This is a genomic window from Streptomyces sp. NPDC032822, assembly GCF_055578825.1.
The window spans coordinates 368,870-389,948 of sequence record NZ_JBVIOL010000005.1; the positions used below are offsets into that span (position 1 = coordinate 368,870).

Below are 21,079 nucleotides of genomic sequence, written 5' to 3' on the forward strand. Positions count from 1 at the left end.
TATCGATGTGGCCAAGGCGTCCACAGGCAGTCCGGTATCGGGGGTTCGGTGACGCACTATGAGCGGGTGGAAAAAGTACGACTCCTCGTCGTGGACGACGACCCGCCGATCGCCGACCTCGTGGCGACGGTCGCCCGCTACGAGGGCTGGGACGCCGTGACCGCGAACTCGGGCGAGGAGGCACTGAGCCGCGCCGCCGAGTTCCGTCCGGACATCGTCGTGCTCGACCTGATGCTGCCCGACCTCGACGGCTTCGGTGTCCTGGACCGGCTGCGGCGCTCCGGCACGATGGTGCCCGTGGTGTTCCTGACGGCCCGGGACGCGGTCGCCGACCGGGTGGCGGGGCTGACCCGGGGCGGGGACGACTACCTGGTGAAGCCGTTCGCCGTGGAGGAGCTGATGGCCCGGCTGCGGACGGTGCTGCGGCGCAGCGCCGGACCGGGTTTCCAGCGCTCGGTGCTGCGGGTCGCCGACCTGACGATGGACGAGGACACCCGTGAGGTGCGCCGGGGCGAGAAACTGCTCACGCTCACCCCCACCGAGTACGAGGTGCTGCGCTATCTGATGCGCAAGTCCCCGACCGTGCTGACCAAGGCGCAGATCCTGGACCACGTGTGGGAGTACGGCTTCGGCGGCCGGTCGAACGTCGTGGAGCTGGTCGTCAGCCGGCTGCGCCGCAAGCTCGACGACACCGGGGTGCCGCTGATCCACACCGTCCGGGGCTTCGGCTACGTGATCCGACAGGCCGCGGAGTGATCCGGCACTTCCGTGAGACGTACCGCCGGCTGCGCCTGGGGACCCGGCTGGCGCTGGGCCTCGGCGCGCTGTCCCTGGTGGTGTTCGCCGGGGTGGGCTCGGCGCTCACGATGTATATGCGCGACTACCTGGACAACCAACTGGGCTACCAGCTGAAGGTCGTCCAGACCGTGCAGGCCAAGGACGCCGAGGCCAACGGCACGGTACGGCAGAAGCCGTACTGGGGCTGGTTCAGCGCGGTGTACGACGTGTCGGCCGACTCGGCCGTGCTGCGCAGGCCCGCCGACATCCCGGACGACTCCCACCAGCTCACCGTGCTCGCCGAGCGCATGGCGCACTCCGACACCGAGCTGATGCGCACCGTGAAGATCGACGGGAAGGGCGTCTACCGGCTGCGGGCCTGCGAGGTGGAGCCCGGGGTGGTGCTGGTCAGTGCCGCGCCCATGGAGGACATAGAGCACACCGTGGACCGGCTGATCACCGTGCAGGTGATCGCGTTCGCGCTCGCGGTGCTGGCGCTGGTGGTGTTCGGCCGGAAGATGCTGCGGCGCGGTCTGCAGCCGTTGAGCGACATGGCGTCCACCGCCCACGGCATCGCCTCGCACGACCTGACCGAGTCGGCGGCCCGGCTGCCGCTGCGCGCCGACGGGCGGGACGGCGGCCCGGAGGTGGACGAGCTGCGCACCGCGTTCAACACCATGCTGGAGCACATCGACGACTCCCTCGCGGTCCGCGCGGAGGCCGAGCAGCGGCTGCGCCGCTTCGTCGCCGACGCCTCGCACGAGCTGCGCACCCCCCTGATGTCCGTACGGGGCTACGCGGACCTCTTCCAGTACGCCGCCGCGAACGCCCCCGAGGAACGTGACCGGCACCTGGCCCGGCTGCGCGCGGAGGCGGCCCGGATGGGCATCCTCCTCGACGATCTGCTGCTGCTCGCCCGGCTGGACGCGGCCGAGGTGGAGACCCCGCTGCGGCCGGAGGAGGCCGACCTGGTGGAGCTGGTCGACCACGCGGCCGACGCGTTCCGCGCGAGCCACCCCGACCATCCGCTGACAGTGCCGCCCGGTCCCGACGAGGTGCCGCTGCGCCTGGACCCGCAACGCATCCGCCAGGTCCTGGACAACCTGCTGACCAACGCGGCCGTGCACACCCCCGCGGGCACGCCGGTGTCCGTCGAGGTCGCCGTCGCCGACGGCCGCGCGCTGGTGCGGGTGACGGACGCGGGCCCTGGCATCCCGTCCGACGACCGCGAGCTGGTCTTCGACCGCTTCTACCGCGTCGACAAGGCCCGCAGCCGCGACCGCGGCGGCAGCGGCCTCGGCCTGGCCGTCGCGAGCTCCCTGGTCCGGGCGCACGGCGGCACGATCGAGCTGAGCGGCGGGCCGGGCGCCACGGTGTTCACGGTGACGCTCCCGCTGGGCCCGGTGAGTCTTACGAAGCCGTGACGTGCCGGGCGCGTCCCGTCACGCGGGCCGGACCCGCCCCTAGCGTGAGCGCATGCGCGTACTGGTCACCGGCGGTGCCGGATTCATCGGGTCCCGGATCGTCGAGGCCCTGCGGGCCCACGGGCACGAGCCCGTCGTCTACGACGTCCGGGCCGAACCGCCGGCGGACGTCCGCAACCCCGCCGCCGTCCACCGTGCCCTGACCGGCGTCGACGCGGTGTGCCACCAGGCGGCGATGGTCGGCCTCGGCGTCGGTTTCTCCGACGCGGCGGAGTACGTCTCCCGCAACGATCTCGGTACGGCCGTCCTGCTCACCGCGATGGCCGACGCGGGCGTACGGCGGCTGGTCCTGGCCGGGTCGATGGTGGTGTACGGCGAGGGCCGCTACACCTGCGTCCGGCACGGGGTGGTCCGGCCCGGTCCGCGGGCCGTCGCCGACCTGGACGCGGGGCGCTTCGAACCCGTCTGTCCGCGGTGCGGCACCGCGCTGGCCCCCGGGCTGGTCGGCGAGGACGCCCCGGTCGATCCGCGCAACGTGTACGCGACCACCAAGCTCGCCCAGGAGCACCTGGCGGCGGCGTGGGCGCGGGCCACGGACGGCACGGCGGTGTCGCTGCGCTACCACAACGTGTACGGGCCGGGCATGCCCCGCGACACCCCGTACGCCGGGGTCGCCTCCTTCTTCCGCTCCTCGCTGGCCCGCGGTGAGGCCCCGCGGGTCTTCGAGGACGGCGGCCAGCGACGGGACTTCGTCCATGTACGGGATGTGGCGGCGGCCAACGTGGCGGCGCTGGAGGCGGGTTCACGGCCGGGGGCGCTGACGGCGTACAACACCGGAAGCGGCCGGCCGCACACGGTCGGTGAGATGGCCCGCGCGCTGGCGTCCGCCCACGGCGGCCCGGAGCCGGTGATCACCGGCGAGTACCGGCTCGGGGACGTACGGCACATCACGGCGGACTCGGCCCGGCTGCGGGCCGAACTCGGCTGGAAGGCGGAGGTGGGCTTCGAGGAGGGGATGCGGGAGTTCGCGGAAGGCGAGTGACCTCCCGGCCATCGACGGCCCCGCACCGGGCGAGCCCTCAGACATCGCCGACCGGCCGGAGGACCCCCAGACATCGACGGACGGACCGAGCGAACCCGCAAGCCCACGCAGCCGGGCCGCGCGGACTCTCAGTGCCTAGCCGCCGGACCGAGCATCGCAAACCTCCGCCGCCGGACCACGCGAACCCTCAGACCTCCGCCGCGGGCAGTGTCACCTCGAAGCGGCAGCCGCCGGTGACGTTGCGTACCGAGGCGCGGCCCTGGTGGGCCTCCACGATGCCGCGCACGATGGCGAGGCCGAGGCCCGCGCCGGCGGGCGGGGTCCGGGCGTGTGTGCCGCGCCACCCGGTGTCGAAGACGCGTGGCAGGTCCTCCTCCGGGATGCCGCCGCAGCCGTCGGTGACGGACAGGACCACCCCGTCGGGGCCGCGCTCGGCGGCGATGGCGACCGTGCCGTCGGCAGGGGTCCGGCGGATGGCGTTCACCAGCAGGTTTCCCAGGACCCGGCTCATCTCCTTGCCGTCCACCTCGACCGGCACGGGCTGCACGCCGGTGCCGACCAGCCGTACGCCGTGCCGGCGCGCCAGCGGGTCGACGCCCGCGAGCGCGTCGCCGACGAGGTCGTACAGCGAGATCCGGCTCGGGCTCAGCGCCAGCGCCCCCGCGTGGATGCGGGAGAGTTCGAAGAGGTCCCCGACCATCGAGTTGAGGCGTTCCACCTCGGTACGGATCTGGCGGAGATAGCGGCCTGGGTCGGTGGCGACGCCGTCCTCCAGGGCCTCGGACATCGCGCGCAGTCCGGCCAGCGGGGTGCGCAGGTCGTGCGAGATCCAGGCGACGAGTTCGCGCCGGGAGGCCTCCAGGGCCCGTTCGCGTTCCCGGGACTCGGCCAGCTTGGCGCTGGTGGCCTCCAACTCACGGCTCAGATCGGCGAGTTCGGCGGTGGCGGGGCCGTGGGGGGAGGTGAAGTCGCCGCCGTCGCCGAAGGAGCGGGCGGCGAGTGTGAGGGCGCGGCTGCGGGCGACGACCCAGCGGCCGAGCAGCAGCGCGGTGGCGAGGGACACCGCGGCGGCCATCGCGACGACCGTGGTGACGACCTTCAGGTCGTGCGCGGACAGGAACATGGCCTGGGCGACGGCGAGGGTCCCGGCGAGCATCGCGGTGACGGCCACGGCGGCGACCACGGCGAGGTGCGTGGTGACCGAGCGCCTGCGGAGCAACAGCAGCGTACCCGCGCCGAGTACGCCGACGGCGGCGGCGCCGAGGAAGGCGAAGAGGGCGATGAGGAGGGTGTCGCGCACGGTCAGGCCCCTTCACTGGCGGCGTCGGAACCGGTCGCGTCGGAACCGGTGGCGTCGAAGCGGTAGCCCACGCCCCACACGGTCTGGATCAGCCGCGGGCGCGCCGGGTCGTCCTCGATCTTCCCGCGCAGCCTGCGGACATGGACGGTCACGGTCGACAGGTCGCCGAAGTCCCAGCCCCACACCTCCCGCATCAGGTCCTCGCGGCCGAACACCCGGCCCGGGTGCCGCAGAAGGAACGCGAGGAGGTCGAACTCGCGGATGGTGAGGGCGAGTTCGGTACCGTTCTTGGCGGCACGGCGGGCCCTGGGGTCCAGGGTGAGCCCGGCCGCGCCGAGGGTTGCGGACGGCTGTGAGGGCCGGGTGCGGCGCAGCACGGACTCCACCCGCAGGACGAGTTCGCGGGGGCTGAAGGGCTTCGTGACGTAGTCGTCGGCGCCGACCTCCAGGCCGAGGATGCGGTCGTCCTCGTCGCCGCGCGCGGTGAGCATGATGACCGGCACGGGGCCGCGCCCGCGTATCCGGCGGCACACCTCCAGGCCGTCCATGCCGGGCAGCATCAGGTCCAGGACGACGAGGTCCGGCCAGTGCGCGGCGGCCCGGGCGAGGGCGTCGGGCCCGTCGCCCGCGCGGTCCACGACGTATCCGGCCCGGTCGAGATACCCGGAGACGACCTCGGCGACGGTCGGGTCGTCGTCCACGACGAGGACCCGGGCCCCGGCCCGTTCGTACGGCCGTGGCTCCGTGCCGTACGGCCGCTGCTCCGTTTCGTGCGGTTGCTGCTCCATGCGGCCAGCCTCGCACCGGGGGCGCCGCAGCGCGGACACCGGCTCCCGACGTCCGCGTTCCGTAAGGAACAGGGGTCCGATATGCCGGTTTCGCGCTCGTAGGGTGAAAGCCGTGACGACCTCTTCCGACCTCAAGAGTCCTGTCCCCGGCCCCAACTCTGCTCCTGCCCCTGTACCGGATCCGGACCCTGTCCCCGCGTCCACGTCCGTGTCCGTGGACGTCGTGCTGCCCTGTCTCGACGAGGCCGAGGCGCTGCCCTGGGTGCTGGAGCGCATCCCGCCCGGCTGGCGGGCACTGGTCGTGGACAACGGGTCCACGGACGACTCGGCCCGCATCGCCCACGCCCTCGGCGCGCGGGTCGTACGCGAGGAGCGGCGCGGTTTCGGCGCCGCCTGCCACGCGGGCCTGACCGCCGCCACGGCCGACATCGTCTGCTTCTGCGACTGCGACGCCTCGCTCGACCCGGCCGGCCTGGTGCCGTTCGTCCGCGAGATCCGGGCCGGCGAGGCCGACCTCGTCCTCGGCCGGCGCCGACCGCAGGGCTTCGGCGCCTGGCCGCCGCACGCCCGGGCCGGCAACCTCGCCCTCTCCCGGCTGCTCCGCCGCCGCACCGGCCTGCGCCTGCACGACCTCGGCCCGCTGCGGGCCGCCCGGCGCGAACCGCTGCTCGCCCTCGGTCTCACGGACCGGCGCAGCGGCTATCCGCTGGAGATGGTCGTGCGCGCCGCCGGGGCGGGCTGGCGGATCACCGAGCACGACGTCCCGTACCACCCGCGCACCGGCACCTCCAAGGTGACGGGCACCTGGCGCGGCACCTGGCACGCGGTGCGGGACATGAGCCGGGTCCTGACGGAGGCCGGGGCGGTCTCCGGGACCACCGCCGGGACCACCGCCGGGAAGGGGGTGCGCGCATGACCTCCGCGACCACGCTCCTCGTCATCGCCAAGGAGCCCCGCCCGGGGAAGGTGAAGACCAGACTGACTCCGGCGTTCACGCCCCGGGAGGCGGCCACGCTCGCCGAGGCGTCCCTGGCCGACACCCTGGACGCGGTGGCACGGACCCCCGCGCGCCGCCGGGTGCTGGTCCTGGAGGGCGAGCCCGGCCCGTGGTTGCCGCCCGGATTCGACGTCGTACGGCAGTGCGCGGGCGGCCTCGACGAACGGCTCGCCGCCGCCTTCGCGGGCTGCGACGGCCCGGCCCTCCTCATCGGTATGGACACGCCCCAGGTGACCCCGGAGCTGCTCACCGTGGACTTCGCGGACTGCGACGCGCACTTCGGGCCCGCCGAGGACGGCGGCTTCTGGGCGCTCGGCCTGGCCGCACCGGACCCCGCCCTGCTGCGGGGCGTACCGATGTCGACGCCGTCGACGGGGGCCGTGCAGCGGGCGCGGCTCGCCGGACTGCGGGTACGTGAGCTGCCGCGGCTGCGGGACGTGGACACGGCGTACGACGCGGAGGTGGTGGCCAGGGAGGCGCCCGGTGGGCGGTTCGCCGCGGCGCTGGCCCGGCTCGGCGCGGCCCGATGAGCGGCGTACGGATCGCCCCGCGGCGGGCGCCGCTCGCCGATCCCTGGTCGGCCGACCCCTACGCCGACGCCCTGCGCGCCGGTCGCGGGCCGCTCTTCCTGTGCCGCGCGGACGGCTGGCTGCTGCCGCTGGAGGTGGAGCGCTGGTGCGCGGACGCCGACGCGGCCGACCTGGAGGTACTGCGACGCTGCGAGGGCACGGTGCTCGACGTCGGCTGCGGGCCGGGGCGGCTGGTCGCGGCCCTGGGCGCGCAGGGGCGGCGGGTGCTCGGCATCGACGTCAGCGAGGCGGCCGTCTCCCGGACCGGTGCCCTCGGCGGGCCGGCGCTCAGGCGCTCGGTCTTCGAGCCGCTGCCCGGCGAGGGCCGCTGGGGCACCGCGCTCCTGATCGACGGCAATGTGGGCATCGGCGGCGAGCCACCGGAACTCCTCGCCCGGATGTCCGAACTCCTGCTCCCCGGAGGCCTGTTGATCGTCGAGACCGTGCCGGGGACGGACCTCGACGAACGGGTGCTGGTCCATGTCACCGACGCGCGGGGCGCGGCCGGCAGTCCGTTCCCCTGGGCACGGCTCGGCACTCCGGCCCTGCTGCGGCACGCGGACCGCGCGGGCTGGAGTGCCGCCGGTCAGTGGGTGACCGGCGGGCGTTCCTTCGTCGCCCTGCGCAGCCGTGGCACGCACAGGGGCGCCGAGCCGTCCGGCGGGGCGCCCGTCAGCGGCAGCCGGCGGGCCGGGAAGCGGTCGGCGGGCAGTCAGGTGGCGGAGGCGTGACGCCCCGCCCCCCCACTGGTCGGAGGCCGACCGGCCGCCACCCGGTCGATGGCAACGCGGCACGGTGCAGGGGTAGTCGCAGTGGATCGGGTCGGCTCGGACGGGACCGGCCGATCCGACCCGTCCCGGAGCGCCCGGCGACGACCGGCCGCCCTACCTGCCTGCCTGCCTGCCTGCCTGCCTGCCTGCCTGCCTGCCCACTATGACGAAACTCTGACGTCCGAGCCGGCCGGCCGTCCGGGCGGGGCTACGCGATCTAGCGTTTGCGCGTGCACCGCGATCTGAGACGTGACCTGTACGCGGCCGTGGCCGCCGCCCTGCTCGTGGCGACCGCCGTCCTGGTCGGCGACGCCGTCGAGGACCGGGACGGCACCCTCCGGGTGGGGTGGCCGCCACTGCTGGCGACCTGGGACCCGCACGTCGGTCCCGGTACCCCGGCCGCCCTGGCCGTCGCGGTCGCCGTGGTGGCGTACGGCCCCTCCCTGGCCGCCCGGCTGCCCTGGCGCACGCTGCTCGTCTCCGTCTGGGCCGTCTCGATGGCCTGGACGTGGTCCCTCGCGCTCGTCGACGGCTGGTACCGGGGCGTGGCCGAGCAGTTGACGACCAGGAGCGAGTACCTGCCGGTCGTCGACCGCTTCCACGACATCCCGGCCGCGCTGGCGGACTTCACCCGGCACATCCTGATCGACGCGCCGGACAACTGGCCCGCCCATGTGGCGGGCCATCCCCCGGGGGCCACCCTCACCTTCGTCCTGCTGGACCGGGCCGGGCTGGGCGGCGGGGGCTGGGCGGGGGTCTGGTGCATCACCGTCGGCACGACGGCGGCGGTCGCGGTCCTGGTCGCCGTACGGGTCCTCGCGGACGAGCGGCTCGCCCGCCGAGCCGCGCCCTTCCTCGTCCTGGCCCCGGCCGCCGTGTGGGTGGGCACGTCCGCGGACGGCTACTTCGCGGCGGTCGCGGCCTGGGCGGTCGCCCTGCTCGCGCTGGCGGTGAGGGGGCACCGGCGGGGGTGGACGGGCTTCGGATCGGGTCTGCTGTTCGGCCTGACCGGCTATCTGTCGTACGGCCTGACGCTGTTCGTCGTCATCGCCGGTGCCGTCCTCCTCCTGGGACGGCAGGGCGCCCGCCCCCTCTCCCTCCTCCCGCTCCTCCTCGCCGGATTCCTGGTCGTCCCGGTGGCGTTCACCGTCGCCGGGTTCGACTGGTGGGAGGCGTACCGGCTGCTGGTCCGGCGCTACCACCAGGGAGCGGGCGGGGTGCGGCCGTACGGCTACTGGGTGTGGGCGAATCTGGCGTGCACGGTCCTGGTGGTCGGTCCGGCGACGGTGGCGGGGCTGCGGAGAATCGGAGCGGCACTCGCCCGCGGGCCCTTCGACCGCGGGTGCCGTGACCGGGGCCGCTTCGACCGCCCCGAGGTGCGCCTCGGTGTGCTCGTGCTCGCCGCACTCCTCGCGCTGCTCGCCGCCGACCTGTCCGGCATGAGCAAGGCGGAGACGGAACGCATCTGGCTGCCGTTCGCGGTGTGGCTGCTGCCGGCGGGTGCGTGGCTGCCGGGGTCGGGCACGCGGGGGTGGCTGACGGCCCAGGCAGTGACGGCACTCCTCGTCAACCACCTTTTGCTGACCGGCTGGTGACGGTTGATCAGCGAGACGGCCCCGTTTATGATCCGGTCGGACCAGAGCGGGTCGGATCGCGTCGGATCGGGGCCCGGGCGTCGGTGGCCTTCTCCGACTTCAGGTCGCCGCCGAGGGAGTCGGCCGATGGCACCGGCGACAGCGCGGCTGCCCTCTCCCTCGCCTCCCCCGAATCCCCTCATCCCTGCATCCTCCGAAACGACTTCGGACGTACGGCTCGCGCTTCGGGCCGCCACACGATGCCCGGCACCGGCCGGTGCCGATACCCGTCCCGGCGAACTCCTACGTTCTGGACCGGAAGCGGTTGCCCGACTCCAGTCGCCTGGTCGTCGCCAGGAGGGAGACGGTGAAGGGGTGTTGAGGATCCGTCAGCACCACGTCCGCCAGGCCCTGTTCGACGATCTCGCCCGCGTCCAGTACGGCGACGCGGTGGGCGAGGCGCGCGGTGTCCAGGTCATGGGTGACCAGGACCAGGGACAGGTCGTCGCGGTCGTCCAGCAGACCGGCGAGCAGGTCGAGGAGCGCGCGGCGAGTGACGGTGTCGAGGCCGGAGGTGATCTCGTCGCAGATCAGCACCCGGGGCCGGGCGAGCAGGGCGCGGGCGAGGGCGGCCCGCTGGAGTTCGCCGCCGGAGAGCGCGCCGGGGAGGCGGCGGGCGAGGTCGTCGGTGAGCCCGAGGCGGCCCAGGGCGGCCGACGCCTCCTCGGTGGCCGTACGCTCGTCCGCGCCTCGGAGCCGGACGGCGGTGCGGGCGATCTGCCCGAGGACGGGCCGGTGCTCGTCGAAGGCGGCGCGGGCGTCCTGGAACACGTACTGCACGGCCGCGAGTTGGGTGCGGTCGCGATGGCGCAGGCTGCGCGGGAGTGGGGTGCCGTCGAGCCGGATCTCGCCGTCGTGGTCGCGGTGCAGGCCCGCCAGACAGCGGCCGAGGGTGGTCTTGCCGCTGCCCGACCGGCCGACGACGGCCAGGCACTCGCCGGACCGCAGGGCGAGGTGCGGGACGCGCAGGACGGGGGTGCGGCCGTGCGATGCGGTCAGGTCCCCTACTTCCAGTGCGGGTTGGCCGGTCCGCGGGCCGGTCGTGGGGTGCGGGGCGGTCTTCTCCTCCAGCAGTCGGCGGGTCCACTCGTGCCGGGGAGCAGACCACAGCCGGTGGGCCGGCCCCGACTCCACGACCCGGCCCGCCCGCATCACCAGCACCTCGTCGGCGAGGGCCCGCACCACGTCCAGGTCGTGGCTGAGCAGGACGACCGCGATGCCGCGCGCCGCGACCGCGGCCAGCTGCTCGACGATCCGGCTCTTGGTCAACGCGTCCTGCCCGGTGGTCGGTTCGTCGGCGACGACGACCCGGGCACCGAACAGCAGGGCCTGGGCGAGGACGACCCGCTGCTGCTGGCCACCCGAGAGCTGGTGCGGATGACGCCCCAACAGGGTTTTCCCCTCGGCGAGTTGGGCATCGGACAGGGCGCGCAGGACCAGTTCCCGGGCGGCCGGGCGGCGTTCGGCACGGGGCAGTCCCCGGACCTGGGGGCGGGTGAGGTCGTCCAGCAGGGCGCCGACGCGGCGGGCGGGGTTGAGGACGGCCGCGGGGTGCTGGGGCACGTACCCGACCCGGCCGCCCTCGGGCCGCCGTACCTCGCCGGTGACCCGGGCGCCGGGCGGGTACTCCCCCAGCAGCGCGAGACCGGTCGTGGTCTTGCCGCTGCCGGAGGCGCCGACAAGGGCCGTCACCCTGCCGGGCCGCACCCGCAGGCGCACACCGTCGACGATCGCCCGGCCGTCGATCTCGACGCGCAGGTCACGGATCTCGGCGACGAGGTCGTCCGGGTGGTGCGTCGGACGGTTCACGGCCGCCGTCCCTTCTGTGTCGGGGCCTGGGGGGCCTGGGGGGCCTGGGGAATCCGCGGGGCCTGGGGGGTCTTCTGCAGTGCGGCGTCGAAGAGCAGGTTGGTGCCTGTCGTCAGCGCCACGATCAGGAGCGCGGGCACGACCACGGCCCAGGGCTGGACGAACAGTCCGGTGCGGTTGCGGTCGACCATGACCGCCCAGTCGGCGGCGTCCGGCGCGACCCCCACCCCGAGGAACGCGGCCGTCGACACCAGGTACAGCACGCCGGTCAGCCGGATGCCCGCGTCGGCGGCGAGGGTCCGCAGGGTCGAACGGCCGACGTATCCGACCGCGATGCGCCACCAGGTCTCGCCCTGCATGCGCAGCGCCTCCACCGCGGGACGCGCGGCGACCTCACCCGCCGCCGCCCGCACGATCCGGGCCGCGTCGGGCACGTTCACCAGCGCGACGAGCAGTGCGAGTCCGGCCGCGCCCGGCGAGAACACGGACGCCACCAGCAGGATCAGCAGCAGCGACGGTACGGCGAGCAGCACGTCCAGCGGCCGCATCAGCAGCTCTTCCAGCCGCCGTACGTGGGTGAGCGCACCGATCAGTCCGACGGGCAGCGCGACCAGGTAGGCCAGGGCGGTCGCGGCGAGAGCGGTCAGCACGACCGTACGGCCGCCGTGCAGCACCTGCCGCCAGACGTCCCGGCCTACGAAGTCGGTGCCGAGCCAGTGGCCGCCGCCGAGGGTGAAGGAGGCGGCACGCGGGCCGGGTTCGCCGGTGAACAGGGGGCCTAGGAGGGCGAGGACGAGAGGGACCGCGACAACGGCGAGGCCCAGGGCGAAGCGACGCCGTGTCATGCCGCCGCCCCCGCCCTCGGCGTCAGCCGGTACGCCACCACGTCCGCGCCGAGGTTGAGGACCACGGTCAGCACCCCGAACACCACCGCCAGCCCCTGCACCACCGGTACGTCGCGTTCGGCGACGGCGTCGAGCAGGACCGTGCCCAGACCGGGGATCACGAACAGCGCCTCCACGACGATGACTCCGCACAGCAACCAGTCGACGGTGCGGGCGAGTTGCTGGACCGCCGGGGCGAGGGCGTTGGGCAGGGCGTGGGCGTAGCGGACCCGGGCGCCGGGGACGCCGTAGCGGCGGGCGTGGGTCGCGTACGGCGAGGCGAGGGCGTCGACCATGCCGGCGCGGACCAGCCGGGACAGGGAGCACACCGGGCGGGCGAGCAGGACCAGGACGGGCAGGACCAGCGCGGCCGGGTGGGCGAGCAGGTCGGTGCCGTAGCCGACGGCGGTCGGTGGCAGCCAGGCCAGTTTCAGGGCGAGAACGGTCACCAGGAGCACCCCGAGGGCGAACTCGGGGACCGCGTACACGGCGAGGGTCACCCCGCTGACCAGCCGGTCGACGAGCCGCCCCTCGTGGCGGGCGGCGAGCACACCGAGGCCGAGGCCGAGCGGGACCAGCAGCGCGAGGGTGAGTCCGGCCAGCAGCAGACTCGGGCCGAACCCGGCGGCGAGGTACTGGGAGACCGGGCGGCCCGAGGCCAGGGAGGTGCCGAGGTCGCCGTGTGTCAGGCCCACCGCCCAGTCGGCCAGCCGCTCGTATGCCGGCCGGTCCAGGTCCATCGCCTCCCGGATCGCGGCGATCCGCGCCGGGTCGGGCTGGTCCCCCGCGAGCGCCACCGCGGCGTCGCCCGGCAGCGCCTCGGTGAGCGCGAAGACCAGCAGCACCACGGCCACGGTCTGCGCGACGCCGAGGAGCAGCCGCCGGGCGACGAAGGAACGCAGGCCGCCGTCCCCCTTGCCTGCGTCGATGCCGGCGCTCACCCTCGCCCTCACGTGAGCCAGACCTTGTCGAAGCGTGCCCAGTCGAGCGTGTTGGCGGGGGCCTCGGCCTCAACTCCCTTCACATTGCGGGCTGTTCCGAGGATCCAGTCGGCGAACCCCCAGATGAGGAAGCCGCCCTCGGTGTAGAGGCGGCGCTGCATCCGCTCGTAGACGGCGGCTCGTTCGGTCGTGTCGCGGGTCGACTGCGCCTGCTGGTACTGGGCGTCGAAGTCCTTGTGCCGCCATTGGGTGGCGTTGGTGGTGGAGTCGGTGAGCAGCCGCTGGGAGAGGTGGGCCTCGATGGGCATGGCGCCGGAGCGATAGCAGCACAGGGTGCCATTGTCGAGGATGTCGCTCCAGTAGGAGTCCTTGCTGCCCATCTTCACGTCGACGGTGACGCCCGCCTTGGCGGCCTGGTCGCGGAAGATGCTCGCGGCCTCGGTGAACCCGGCGGCGACGGCCGAGGTGTCCAGGGTGACCCGGAGCTTCTCGGCGCCGGCCTGCTTCAGCAGGGCGCGGGCCCGGTCGAGGTCCTGGGCGCGCTGCGGGAGGTCGTCGGCGTAGTACTCGTAGCCCTTGCCGAACAGGTCGTTGCCGACCACGCCCGCCCCGGACAGGGCGCCGTCGACGAGTTCCTTCCGGTCGGCGATGAGGAAGAACGCCTCGCGGACCCGCTGGTCGTCGAAGGGCGGGCGGTCGGTCTTCATGCAGAACGCCTGCATGGCGCTGTTCCGGAGCCGCACGATCTCGATCTGGCCCTGTCCCTCGTGGGCGCGGGCGGTGGTGGGGTTGAGTTCGTGGGCGTACTCGACCTGGCCGCCGAGGAGGGCGCCCACGCGGGCGGACTCCTCGTTGGCGACGACGAACTCCAGCTCGTCGAGGTGCGGGGCGCCCTCCCAGTAGTCGTCGTAGCGGCGGAAGACGGCGGAGCGGCCGGGCGTGAAGGAGACGAACCGGAAGGGGCCGGAGCCGATGGGCTTCCCGTCGAAGTCCGTGCCGGTGCGGGTGGCCCGCTCGGGGACGATGTACGCGCCGAACGCGGCCAGGATGTTGGGGAATTCGGCGGTGGGCCGCTTGAGCACGAACTCGATGGACCGCTCTCCGGTGGCGCGGCTCGCGTCGAGGTCGATGGGCTCCAGAGACGCCTTGGCGCGGAACGCCTGCTCGGGGTCGGCGATACGGCGGTAGCTGGCGAGGACGTCCTTCGCGGTGACGGGCGTCCCGTCGTGGAAGGTCGCCTTGCGCAGGGTGACCTGCCAGCGATCGAGGCCCTTGCCGGACTCCCAGCCGGCGGCCAGGCGCGGTTGGGCGGAGAGGTCGGCGCCGTAGTCGGCGAGCTTGTCGTAGAGCGCCTTGGCGCGGGCGACGTCCGCGAACAGGTTGGCCTGGTGCGGGTCGAGGGTCTCGCTCGCGCCGCCCCCCGCGAAGGCGGCGCGCAGCCGTCCACCGCGCCGGGGCGTGCCGCTGCCGGTCTCCTCGGCCTTCTCCGTGCCGCCGCCGCAGCCGACCAGGGTGAGGGCGGCGGCCCCGGTGGTGGCGGCGAGGAAGCCGCGGCGGCGCAGGCCGGAAATGCGTTCGTCGTACATGACGGTCCCTTGAGGTGTGGGTGGTGCGGGTCAGTGGGTGGTGTGTGTACGGCGGGCGACGAGGTGCAGGCGGTCCCCGTCGGTGGCCGGGCCGGGCGGATCGCCCTCCCGCCAGGGGGGTTCGGTACGCGGGCCGGGGCCGTCGTGGAGGTCGAGGACCTCGAAGCCGTGGGCGGCGAGGAAGTGCCGCAGCTCCTGCGGGAACAACAGCCGCCAGGCGGAGTGCTGTTCGACGGGCGGCGCGCCGTCGTCGGACGTCCAGACGCGGGTTCGGCGCAGCAGTTGGGCGCTGCGGTCCACGAACAGGGTGGTGGTGGAGCGGTAGTTGACGCCCTGCCAGCCGACGGCGTGAACGGTCGGGGTGTCGAGCAGGTCGGTGCGGCCCAGGAAGTAGGCGCCGTTGCGCATCTCCGCGACCAGCAGTCCGCCCGGGGCGAGGGCGCGGCGGCAGGAGGCGAGGAAGCCGTCGAGCTGGGCGTTGGTGTGGCAGTACAGCAGGGAGCTGTCCAGGCAGACGACGGCGTCGAACACGGCCGGGCCGAAGTCGAAGTCGTGCAGGTCGGCCCGGACATGGCAGGGGCCGGGGTGGTGGGCGCGGGCGTGCGCGAGCATCGCCTCGGAGAGGTCGGCGCCGGTCACCGTACGGCCGGCCCGGTGCAGGTGGGCCGCGTCCCGGCCGGTGCCGCAGCCCATGTCGAGGACCCGTGGCCCGGTGCCGTACCGGCGCAGGCAGTCCTCCGCCCAGCGTCCGGCGAGCCGGTCGACGTCGGGGAAACGGGCCTCGTACAGGGCGGGGTTGTCGGTGAGGAGGTTGCGTCCGGCCACACGCCGCTCCGACCCTCCGGCCACCCGCCGCTCGCCTCCGCCGACCACACCCTGCCCCGCCCCACCCGTCACCCGCCGCTCCTCCGAGCGGTTCACCCGCTGCCCGGCCCCGCCAGACACGCGCCGCTCCGACCCTCCGGCCACCCGCTCGTCCGCCTCCCCGCTCACGTCCTGCTCCTCTCCGCCGGTGTCGCCGATGCCGGTTCCGGGCTCGCGGGCAGTGCGCCGGCGCGTCGCAGCCACGCCATTCCGCCCGCCGAGGCCAGCCCGAGGAGGGCGCAGCACAGCCACGGCAGCCAGTCGGCGCCGCCGTGGTCGCCGGCGTCCATGGCCCAGCCGACGACGGCGTTGCCCACGGCGGCGGCGATGCCGGAGACGACGTAGAAGATCCCGAAGTACGTGCCGGTCAGCTCGGGGCGGCCGAAGCCGGGGATCAGCTCCATCACGAAGGGCGAGGCGATCATGACGCCGAGGTAGAGGAGCAGGGTGCCGAGCAGGACGGCGGCGAGGGCGAGGGGCCCGCCGGAGTCGGGGGCGAGAGCCGGTGGCAGGAACGCCAGGCCCATCACCGCGAGTCCGGCCGCGATCCAACCCGCCTGGTTGCCCCGGGACTTGAGGGAGCGGGTGATCCGCATCTGGAGTGCGAGGTTGGCGAGGGTGCCGACGAGGAAGACCAGGCCGGCCGCCCCGTCCCAGCCGGTGGCCTGCCGGGCCCCCTCGGGCAGCAGCAGATAGAGCTGGTTCTCCAGGGTGAACATGCCGACCATGGCGAGGGCGAAGGCCAGGAAGGCCCGGTTGCCGAGGACCTCACGCCAGTCCGCGAGGACCCCGCTCCCGCTGGGCTCGACCTTCCGCGCGGGCAGCACCAGGGCCTGCGCCACGGTGAGGACGGCGAAGATCCCGGCGGCGGTCAGCGCGGAGGTGCGGAAGTCGACGAGGAGCAGCGCGCTGCCCAGCAGGGGGCCGATCAGGGCGCCGGTGGTGGCGAACACGTTGAACAGGGCGAACGCCTCCGCCTTGCGCTCCCCGGCCTCCTGCGCGAGATAGGCCCGCACGGCCGGGTTGAACAGCGCCCCGGCGAGCCCGCTGAGCACGGACGCGGCGAGCAGCACCGGCAGTCCGTCGCCGAGCGCGAACAGCGCGAACCCGACCGTGCGCAGCGCGCAGCCGGCGATGATGACGCCCCGCGCGCCGAGCCGGTCGGCCGCGGAGCCGCCGATGATGAACAGGCCCTGCTGGCTGAGGTTGCGCACGCCGAGGACGACCCCGACGACGGCCGCGGACATGCCCAGGTTGTCGGTGAGGTGGGTGGCGAGGTAGGGGATGAGGAGGTAGAAGCCGGTGTTGACGCCGAGCTGGTTGACCAGGAGGAGCCGGACGGCCGTCGGGAAGCCGCGTATCTCACGCCACGTGTGCACGTGTCGCCTCCGTCTCCTCGACACCCAGGCCGGGACGGCCGTTCGCGCGGACGACGCCGTCGGCGCCGCCGATTCCGGACCACGGGTCGTGGGCCAGCAGCAGGTGTCCGTCGAGGTCGGTCCAGCGGGCGCGGTCGGCGAGGTGGACGGCCGGGGCGAGGCCGAGGGTGCTGGCGGTGAGGCAGCCGAGCATCAGCTCCGTGCCGCTGCCCTCGATGGCCCCCGCGATGCGCAGGGCCGCGTGGACCCCGCCGCACTTGGCGAGCTTGACGTTGACGCCGTGCACCCGTCCGGCGAGGCGGCGCACGTCGTCGAGGTCCACGGCGTCCTCGTCGGCGATGACGGGCAGGGGCGAGCGGGCGGCGAGGGCGGCCAGCGCCTCGGGGTCGCCGGGGGCGAGGGGCTGCTCGACGGCCTCGACGCCGAGGTCGGCGTACCGGGGCAGCAGGGCCCTGGCCTGCGCGGGGGTCCAGGCGCCGTTGGGGTCGAGGAGCAGCCGGACGTGGGGTGCCGCGTCCCGGACGACCCGGACGCGCTCCATGTCGTCCTCGGGGTCGGGCGTGCCCGCCTTGACCTTGATCACCCGGAAGCCGCGGGCGGCCAGGCGACGGGCCTCGGCTGCCGCCCGCCCGGGTGTGGTGATGCCGATGGTGCGGGCGGTGGCGGCCACGGGTGGCGCGGCGGCGCCCAGCAGGGCGTACACCGGCGTCTCCGCCCGCTGTCCGACCAGGTCGAGGAGGGCGGACTCGACGGCCGCGGTGACGGCGGGCGGAGTGCCGGACTCCGTCAACTCCCCTTCCCGCAGGGCTTCCAGGGCCCCTTCGGGATCCCCGAACCGATGCCACTCCACGGCCGCGAGATGCCGTAGGAGCGTCTCGGCGTCGAGGCCGTAGTACACGCTGGTGACGGCCTCCCCGTGGCCGTGCAGCCCGTCGTGCTCGACGCTCAGCCACACCGCCTCGCGTGCGGACATGGTGGAGCGGGAGATACGCAACGGCTCGGCGAGGACGAGGCGTTCGGTGCGCAGGCGGGCCTTCACGGGGTCCCTTCCAGGGGCAGGTGCGAGGGGTGGTTCCGTGGCCGGTCCACGGGCTGGAGACCGGCGAGCGGATCGCTGACCCTCGTGCACCGCACCCAGCCGGCCGCCTCGGCCGCGTACGGGTGCGGTATCTCCACCGGCCGGGTGGCGGCGGTGGCGGGGTCGAGGCCGTGGGCGGTGGTGAAGTCGTCGTCGAAGACGGTGCCGAGGTAGCGGTGCGGGCCGTCCGGGAAGACGGTGGCGACGACCGCGCCGGAGTGGACCCGGGCCGCCCAGGCGGCGACGCGGGCGGCGGCCCCGGTGCTCCAGCCACCGCTGACGAAGCTGCCGCGGGCCAGTCGGCGGCAGCTGTCCACGGCTTCGGCGGGGCCGATCCAGTGGACCTCGTCGAAGGCGTCGTAGGCGACGTTGCGCGGGTGGATGCTGCTGCCGAGGCCGCGCATCAGACGGGGGCGGGCGGGCTGGCCGAAGATGGTGGAGCCGGTGGCGTCGACGCCGATGAGCCGCAGGGCGGGCCAGTGCCGGCGCAGCGGGCCGATGACGCCCGCGCTGTGGCCGCCGGTGCCGACACTGCACACCAGGATGTCCACGTGGTCGAGCTGGTGGGTGAGTTCGGCGGCGAGGGAGGCGTATCCGGCGGTGTTGTCGGGGTTGTTGTACTGGTCGGGCCAGTAGGCGCCGGGGAGTTCGGCGAGCAGTTCGCGCAGCCGGGCGAGCCGGGCGCCCTGCCAGCCGCCGGGGACGGCCGGGGAGTCGACGAGTTCCAGTCGGGTGCCGTAGGAGCGCAGCAACTGCCGCATCGACGGCTCCAGTTCGCGGTCGCCGACCAGCACGATCGGATGCCCGAGGGCCTGCCCGGCGAACGCGAGGCCGATGCCGAGGGTGCCGGAGGTGGACTCCACGACCGGGGCGCCGGGCCGCAGTTCGCCGCGCTCACGGGCGCCCAGCAGCATCGACACGGCGGCCCGTGCCTTCATCCCGCCGGCCGCGAGCCCTTCGAGCTTGGCCCAGAACCCGGGGTGGGCGCCGGGCAGGTCGGTGGTGACCCGCACGACCGGCGTCCGGCCGAGCAGTGCGAGCAACTCCTGCCGGGCGGCGGGGCGCAGGGCGGTGGCGGTCATCGAGCGGCTCCCGCATAGCGGTGGACGGTGCCGGGCCCGCCGTCGAGCCAGAAGAAGGGGTACGGCTCCGCGCACACCGCGCTCACCCCGTGCCCGAGAAGGCGGGGCAGGACGGCGCTGCCGGTCTGGGCGAACATCACCAGCGGCTTGTCGTGGGCGAGCGCGTGCCGCCGCAGGGGTTCGAAGGTGCCGTTGCCGAGGGTCATGCCGGAGACGAGCAGCGCGTCGCAGGAGTCGGCCGCGGCGAGCGCGTCGGTGACGACCGCCTCGCCCCACTCGGTCTCCCCGCCCTTGAGGTCGCAGGGGATGTACCGCAGTCCGTGTGAACGCAGCTGTTCCAGAAGGGAGTTGACGACTCCGACGACGAGGACGGTGGAGCCGGCCGGCAGGCCGGGCGGCGCGAGCAGCTCGACGACGGCCCGCGCCCGGGTCCGGGACTTCTCCAACGACGACCCGGCGGGCAGCGGGACGGCGAGCGCCCCGTGCTCCGGGGTGTGCGGGGTGACGTGCATCAGGTAGGCGTCGAGGGCGGCCACCCGCACCGGTGGCAGCGGGTGCTCCAGGAGGCGGGCCACGGTCGCGCCCACGCAGTCGTCGAGCGCCCCGTCGGGCAGGCTGCCCGGCTCCACCGCGCAGGATCCGACGGCCTCCGCGAGCCGCAGGCTGAGGACCTCGTTGCGGTATCCGGTTCCGCGTCCGTCGTGCCGTACGGCCTGCCGGGTGGCGAAGGCGACGGCGATCCGCAGGGTGGCCGGGTCGGGGCCCAGGGCGCCGGCGCGGACCCGGGCGACGAGATCGTCGTACGAGCAGGAGTCGTAGGTCGGGGGTCGGGGCGTGAGGGTGGTCATCGGATCACCAGTCCCGCGCGTATCCCGGCGAGCAGGGAGGCGACGCGGTCGCGGGCGCCGGGGCCCTCGGGGTCGCCGGCCATCACATGGCCGAGGTACTCGTTGTTGCTGCCGGCCACCTTCACCGCCGTGCCCGGCTCGGCGAGTTGGACCTCCAACACCCCTGGCGCATCCTGGAGTTCACCGGCATCGAGGGTTTCGAGGGTGCCCGCGTGGTCCGGTACGAGGAAGCCGACGGCGGCGCTGCGCAGACCGGTCTCGGTGCGGCGCAGGTCGGGTGCACGGCCGAGGGCCGCGTCCACGCAGGCGGCGGCGAGGTCGATGCCGGTGACGTGGCGGACGAGTTCGGTGATGCGGTTCCCGGCGGGGCGGGGGTTGACCTCGACGAGGCGCGGGCCGGTCGAGGTCAGCTTGATCTCCGTGTGCGCCACCACGCCGTCGACCAGGCCGAGGGCCTTGAGCGCGGCGAGGGCGGTGTGCTCGGCGGCCTCGGTGTCGGCGGCGGTGAGGGCGGCGGGGAACATGTGGCCGGTCTCGATGAAGGCGGGGGCGCCGCCGATGCTCTTGTCGGTGACGCCGACGACATGGACGGCGCCCGCGTGCGACACGGTCTCGACACTCACCTCGGGTCCGTCGAGCAGTTCCTCGACGAGTACGGCGGGGGTGCGGCGCTGGCCGCGGGCGTTGACCGGGAACGCGGCCAGCGCGCGTACGGCGTCGGCGAGTTCACCCTCGTCGTCGACGCGGCGGACGTACATGCCCGCGCACAGGTCGACGGGCTTGACGACCAGCGGGTAGCCGATCTCCCGGGCGGCCCGCGCGAGGTCGGCCCACTCCTCGTGCACGGCGAAGCGCGGGCCGGGCACCCCGGCGTCGGCGAGGACCCGGCGGGTGGCGTCCTTGCGGCAGGCGTCCTCCACGGCCTCGGGGCCCGGTCCGGGCAGGCCGAGCCGGCCGGCGATGCGGGCCGCCGTCGGCAGGTAGTAGTCGCAGGACGTGAGTACGCCGTCGAAGCGCAGCACGGCGTGCAGCCGTTCCACCTCGGGCAGCAGGGTCGCGGCGTCGTTGGTGTCGGCGGTGATCACGTTGCGGGCGCCGAGCAGCGGGTGGGCCACGCCCTCGGGGGCCGAGCGCAGGTAGTGGTGCAGGTCGCGGGTGAGGAACGTGAAATCGTGCCCGCCTTCCCGGATCGCCCGCGGCAGCAGTCTGCTCATCGATCCGACCCAGCTCTCGACCACCAGCAGATGAGCCACAACTCCCCTTTTCATGCCATGAGTTCAGACGGCAGGGCAGCCCGGCGGCCCCTC

The 21,079-nt window shown here is 74.3% G+C and carries 19 protein-coding genes; 7 read left to right on the forward strand and 12 right to left on the reverse strand.

Annotated elements, in window-relative coordinates; genetic code table 11:
• Positions 1-66: 66 nt before the first annotated feature.
• The 3 genes from ACZ5VD_RS17240 to ACZ5VD_RS17250 are packed head-to-tail and all read left to right on the forward strand — an operon-like array spanning position 67 to position 3,243.
• Positions 67-756, forward strand: a complete 690-nt coding sequence (locus tag ACZ5VD_RS17240; RefSeq protein WP_468548160.1) for a response regulator transcription factor — start codon at positions 67-69, stop codon at positions 754-756.
• Positions 753-2,201: a sensor histidine kinase gene (locus ACZ5VD_RS17245; protein ID WP_468548161.1), complete on the forward strand. Its 1,449-nt coding sequence runs from the start codon at positions 753-755 to the stop codon at positions 2,199-2,201. Before ACZ5VD_RS17240 ends, ACZ5VD_RS17245 begins: the two co-directional genes overlap by 4 nt.
• Before the next feature lie 52 nt (positions 2,202-2,253).
• Complete coding sequence (locus tag ACZ5VD_RS17250) at positions 2,254-3,243, forward strand: NAD-dependent epimerase/dehydratase family protein (protein WP_468682606.1); 990 nt, start codon at positions 2,254-2,256, stop codon at positions 3,241-3,243.
• A gap of 187 nt (positions 3,244-3,430) precedes the next feature.
• Here ACZ5VD_RS17250 and ACZ5VD_RS17255 read toward each other — a convergent pair whose 3' ends face one another.
• Both ACZ5VD_RS17255 and ACZ5VD_RS17260 read right to left on the reverse strand, forming a co-directional pair.
• A complete protein-coding gene (locus ACZ5VD_RS17255; protein ID WP_468682607.1) occupies positions 3,431-4,543 on the reverse strand; it encodes a sensor histidine kinase in 1,113 nt (370 codons plus the stop codon).
• Between the two features lie 2 nt (positions 4,544-4,545).
• Positions 4,546-5,331 carry a response regulator transcription factor gene (locus ACZ5VD_RS17260; RefSeq protein ID WP_468548164.1) on the reverse strand — a complete coding sequence of 262 codons (786 nt, stop codon included), beginning with the start codon at positions 5,329-5,331 and terminating at the stop codon, positions 4,546-4,548.
• Positions 5,332-5,545: 214 nt separating this feature from the next.
• Here ACZ5VD_RS17260 and ACZ5VD_RS17265 point away from each other — a divergent pair, with 214 nt between their 5' ends.
• From ACZ5VD_RS17265 to ACZ5VD_RS17280, 4 genes are all read left to right on the forward strand, one after another.
• Positions 5,546-6,247 (forward strand): glycosyltransferase family 2 protein, encoded by a 702-nt coding sequence (locus ACZ5VD_RS17265; protein ID WP_468682683.1) that lies wholly within the window; start codon positions 5,546-5,548, stop codon positions 6,245-6,247.
• Positions 6,244-6,858, forward strand: coding sequence for a TIGR04282 family arsenosugar biosynthesis glycosyltransferase (locus ACZ5VD_RS17270; protein WP_468682608.1), 615 nt, complete (start codon positions 6,244-6,246; stop codon positions 6,856-6,858). Before ACZ5VD_RS17265 ends, ACZ5VD_RS17270 begins: the two co-directional genes overlap by 4 nt.
• The gene (locus ACZ5VD_RS17275; RefSeq protein ID WP_468682609.1) at positions 6,855-7,628 is read left to right on the forward strand and encodes a methyltransferase domain-containing protein; all 774 of its coding nucleotides are present in this window, start codon (positions 6,855-6,857) and stop codon (positions 7,626-7,628) included. Before ACZ5VD_RS17270 ends, ACZ5VD_RS17275 begins: the two co-directional genes overlap by 4 nt.
• A gap of 269 nt (positions 7,629-7,897) precedes the next feature.
• Positions 7,898-9,262 carry a hypothetical protein gene (locus tag ACZ5VD_RS17280; RefSeq protein WP_468682610.1) on the forward strand — a complete coding sequence of 455 codons (1,365 nt, stop codon included), beginning with the start codon at positions 7,898-7,900 and terminating at the stop codon, positions 9,260-9,262.
• 282 nt (positions 9,263-9,544) lie between these two features.
• Here the strand turns inward: ACZ5VD_RS17280 and ACZ5VD_RS17285 are convergent, their stop codons facing one another.
• The 10 genes from ACZ5VD_RS17285 to ACZ5VD_RS17330 form a co-directional block, all read right to left on the reverse strand.
• A complete protein-coding gene (locus ACZ5VD_RS17285) occupies positions 9,545-11,110 on the reverse strand; it encodes an ABC transporter ATP-binding protein (protein WP_468682611.1) in 1,566 nt (521 codons plus the stop codon).
• A complete protein-coding gene (locus ACZ5VD_RS17290; RefSeq protein WP_468682612.1) occupies positions 11,107-11,955 on the reverse strand; it encodes an ABC transporter permease in 849 nt (282 codons plus the stop codon). Before ACZ5VD_RS17290 ends, ACZ5VD_RS17285 begins: the two co-directional genes overlap by 4 nt.
• On the reverse strand, positions 11,952-12,923 hold the full coding sequence (locus tag ACZ5VD_RS17295) for an ABC transporter permease (RefSeq protein ID WP_468682684.1): 972 nt from the start codon (positions 12,921-12,923) through the stop codon (positions 11,952-11,954). Before ACZ5VD_RS17295 ends, ACZ5VD_RS17290 begins: the two co-directional genes overlap by 4 nt.
• Positions 12,924-12,943: 20 nt before the next feature.
• Positions 12,944-14,521: an ABC transporter substrate-binding protein gene (locus ACZ5VD_RS17300; protein WP_468682613.1), complete on the reverse strand. Its 1,578-nt coding sequence runs from the start codon at positions 14,519-14,521 to the stop codon at positions 12,944-12,946.
• Between the two features lie 30 nt (positions 14,522-14,551).
• Entirely contained in the window at positions 14,552-15,346 is a 795-nt protein-coding gene (locus ACZ5VD_RS17305) for a class I SAM-dependent methyltransferase (protein ID WP_468548320.1), read from the reverse strand.
• A gap of 164 nt (positions 15,347-15,510) precedes the next feature.
• Complete coding sequence (locus ACZ5VD_RS17310) at positions 15,511-16,764, reverse strand: MFS transporter (protein WP_468682614.1); 1,254 nt, start codon at positions 16,762-16,764, stop codon at positions 15,511-15,513.
• Positions 16,748-17,803 (reverse strand): mandelate racemase/muconate lactonizing enzyme family protein, encoded by a 1,056-nt coding sequence (locus ACZ5VD_RS17315; RefSeq protein WP_468682615.1) that lies wholly within the window; start codon positions 17,801-17,803, stop codon positions 16,748-16,750. The genes ACZ5VD_RS17310 and ACZ5VD_RS17315 overlap by 17 nt, the downstream gene beginning before the upstream one ends.
• Positions 17,800-18,924: a PLP-dependent cysteine synthase family protein gene (locus ACZ5VD_RS17320; RefSeq protein WP_468548174.1), complete on the reverse strand. Its 1,125-nt coding sequence runs from the start codon at positions 18,922-18,924 to the stop codon at positions 17,800-17,802. Before ACZ5VD_RS17320 ends, ACZ5VD_RS17315 begins: the two co-directional genes overlap by 4 nt.
• On the reverse strand, positions 18,921-19,772 hold the full coding sequence (locus ACZ5VD_RS17325; RefSeq protein WP_468548175.1) for a Rossmann-like domain-containing protein: 852 nt from the start codon (positions 19,770-19,772) through the stop codon (positions 18,921-18,923). The genes ACZ5VD_RS17320 and ACZ5VD_RS17325 overlap by 4 nt, the downstream gene beginning before the upstream one ends.
• Complete coding sequence (locus ACZ5VD_RS17330; RefSeq protein WP_468682685.1) at positions 19,769-21,025, reverse strand: ATP-grasp domain-containing protein; 1,257 nt, start codon at positions 21,023-21,025, stop codon at positions 19,769-19,771. Before ACZ5VD_RS17330 ends, ACZ5VD_RS17325 begins: the two co-directional genes overlap by 4 nt.
• Positions 21,026-21,079 lie beyond the last annotated feature (54 nt).

Coding starts and splice junctions, on each gene's coding strand:
- ACZ5VD_RS17275 (WP_468682609.1), top strand. CDS start 6,855: ATGAGCGGCGTACGGATCGCCCCGCGGCGGGCGCCGCTCGCCGATCCC.
- ACZ5VD_RS17270 (WP_468682608.1), top strand. CDS start 6,244: ATGACCTCCGCGACCACGCTCCTCGTCATCGCCAAGGAGCCCCGCCCG.
- ACZ5VD_RS17320 (WP_468548174.1), bottom strand. CDS start 18,924: ATGACCGCCACCGCCCTGCGCCCCGCCGCCCGGCAGGAGTTGCTCGCA.
- ACZ5VD_RS17325 (WP_468548175.1), bottom strand. CDS start 19,772: ATGACCACCCTCACGCCCCGACCCCCGACCTACGACTCCTGCTCGTAC.
- ACZ5VD_RS17250 (WP_468682606.1), top strand. CDS start 2,254: ATGCGCGTACTGGTCACCGGCGGTGCCGGATTCATCGGGTCCCGGATC.
- ACZ5VD_RS17300 (WP_468682613.1), bottom strand. CDS start 14,521: ATGTACGACGAACGCATTTCCGGCCTGCGCCGCCGCGGCTTCCTCGCC.
- ACZ5VD_RS17260 (WP_468548164.1), bottom strand. CDS start 5,331: ATGGAGCAGCAACCGCACGAAACGGAGCAGCGGCCGTACGGCACGGAG.
- ACZ5VD_RS17290 (WP_468682612.1), bottom strand. CDS start 11,955: ATGACACGGCGTCGCTTCGCCCTGGGCCTCGCCGTTGTCGCGGTCCCT.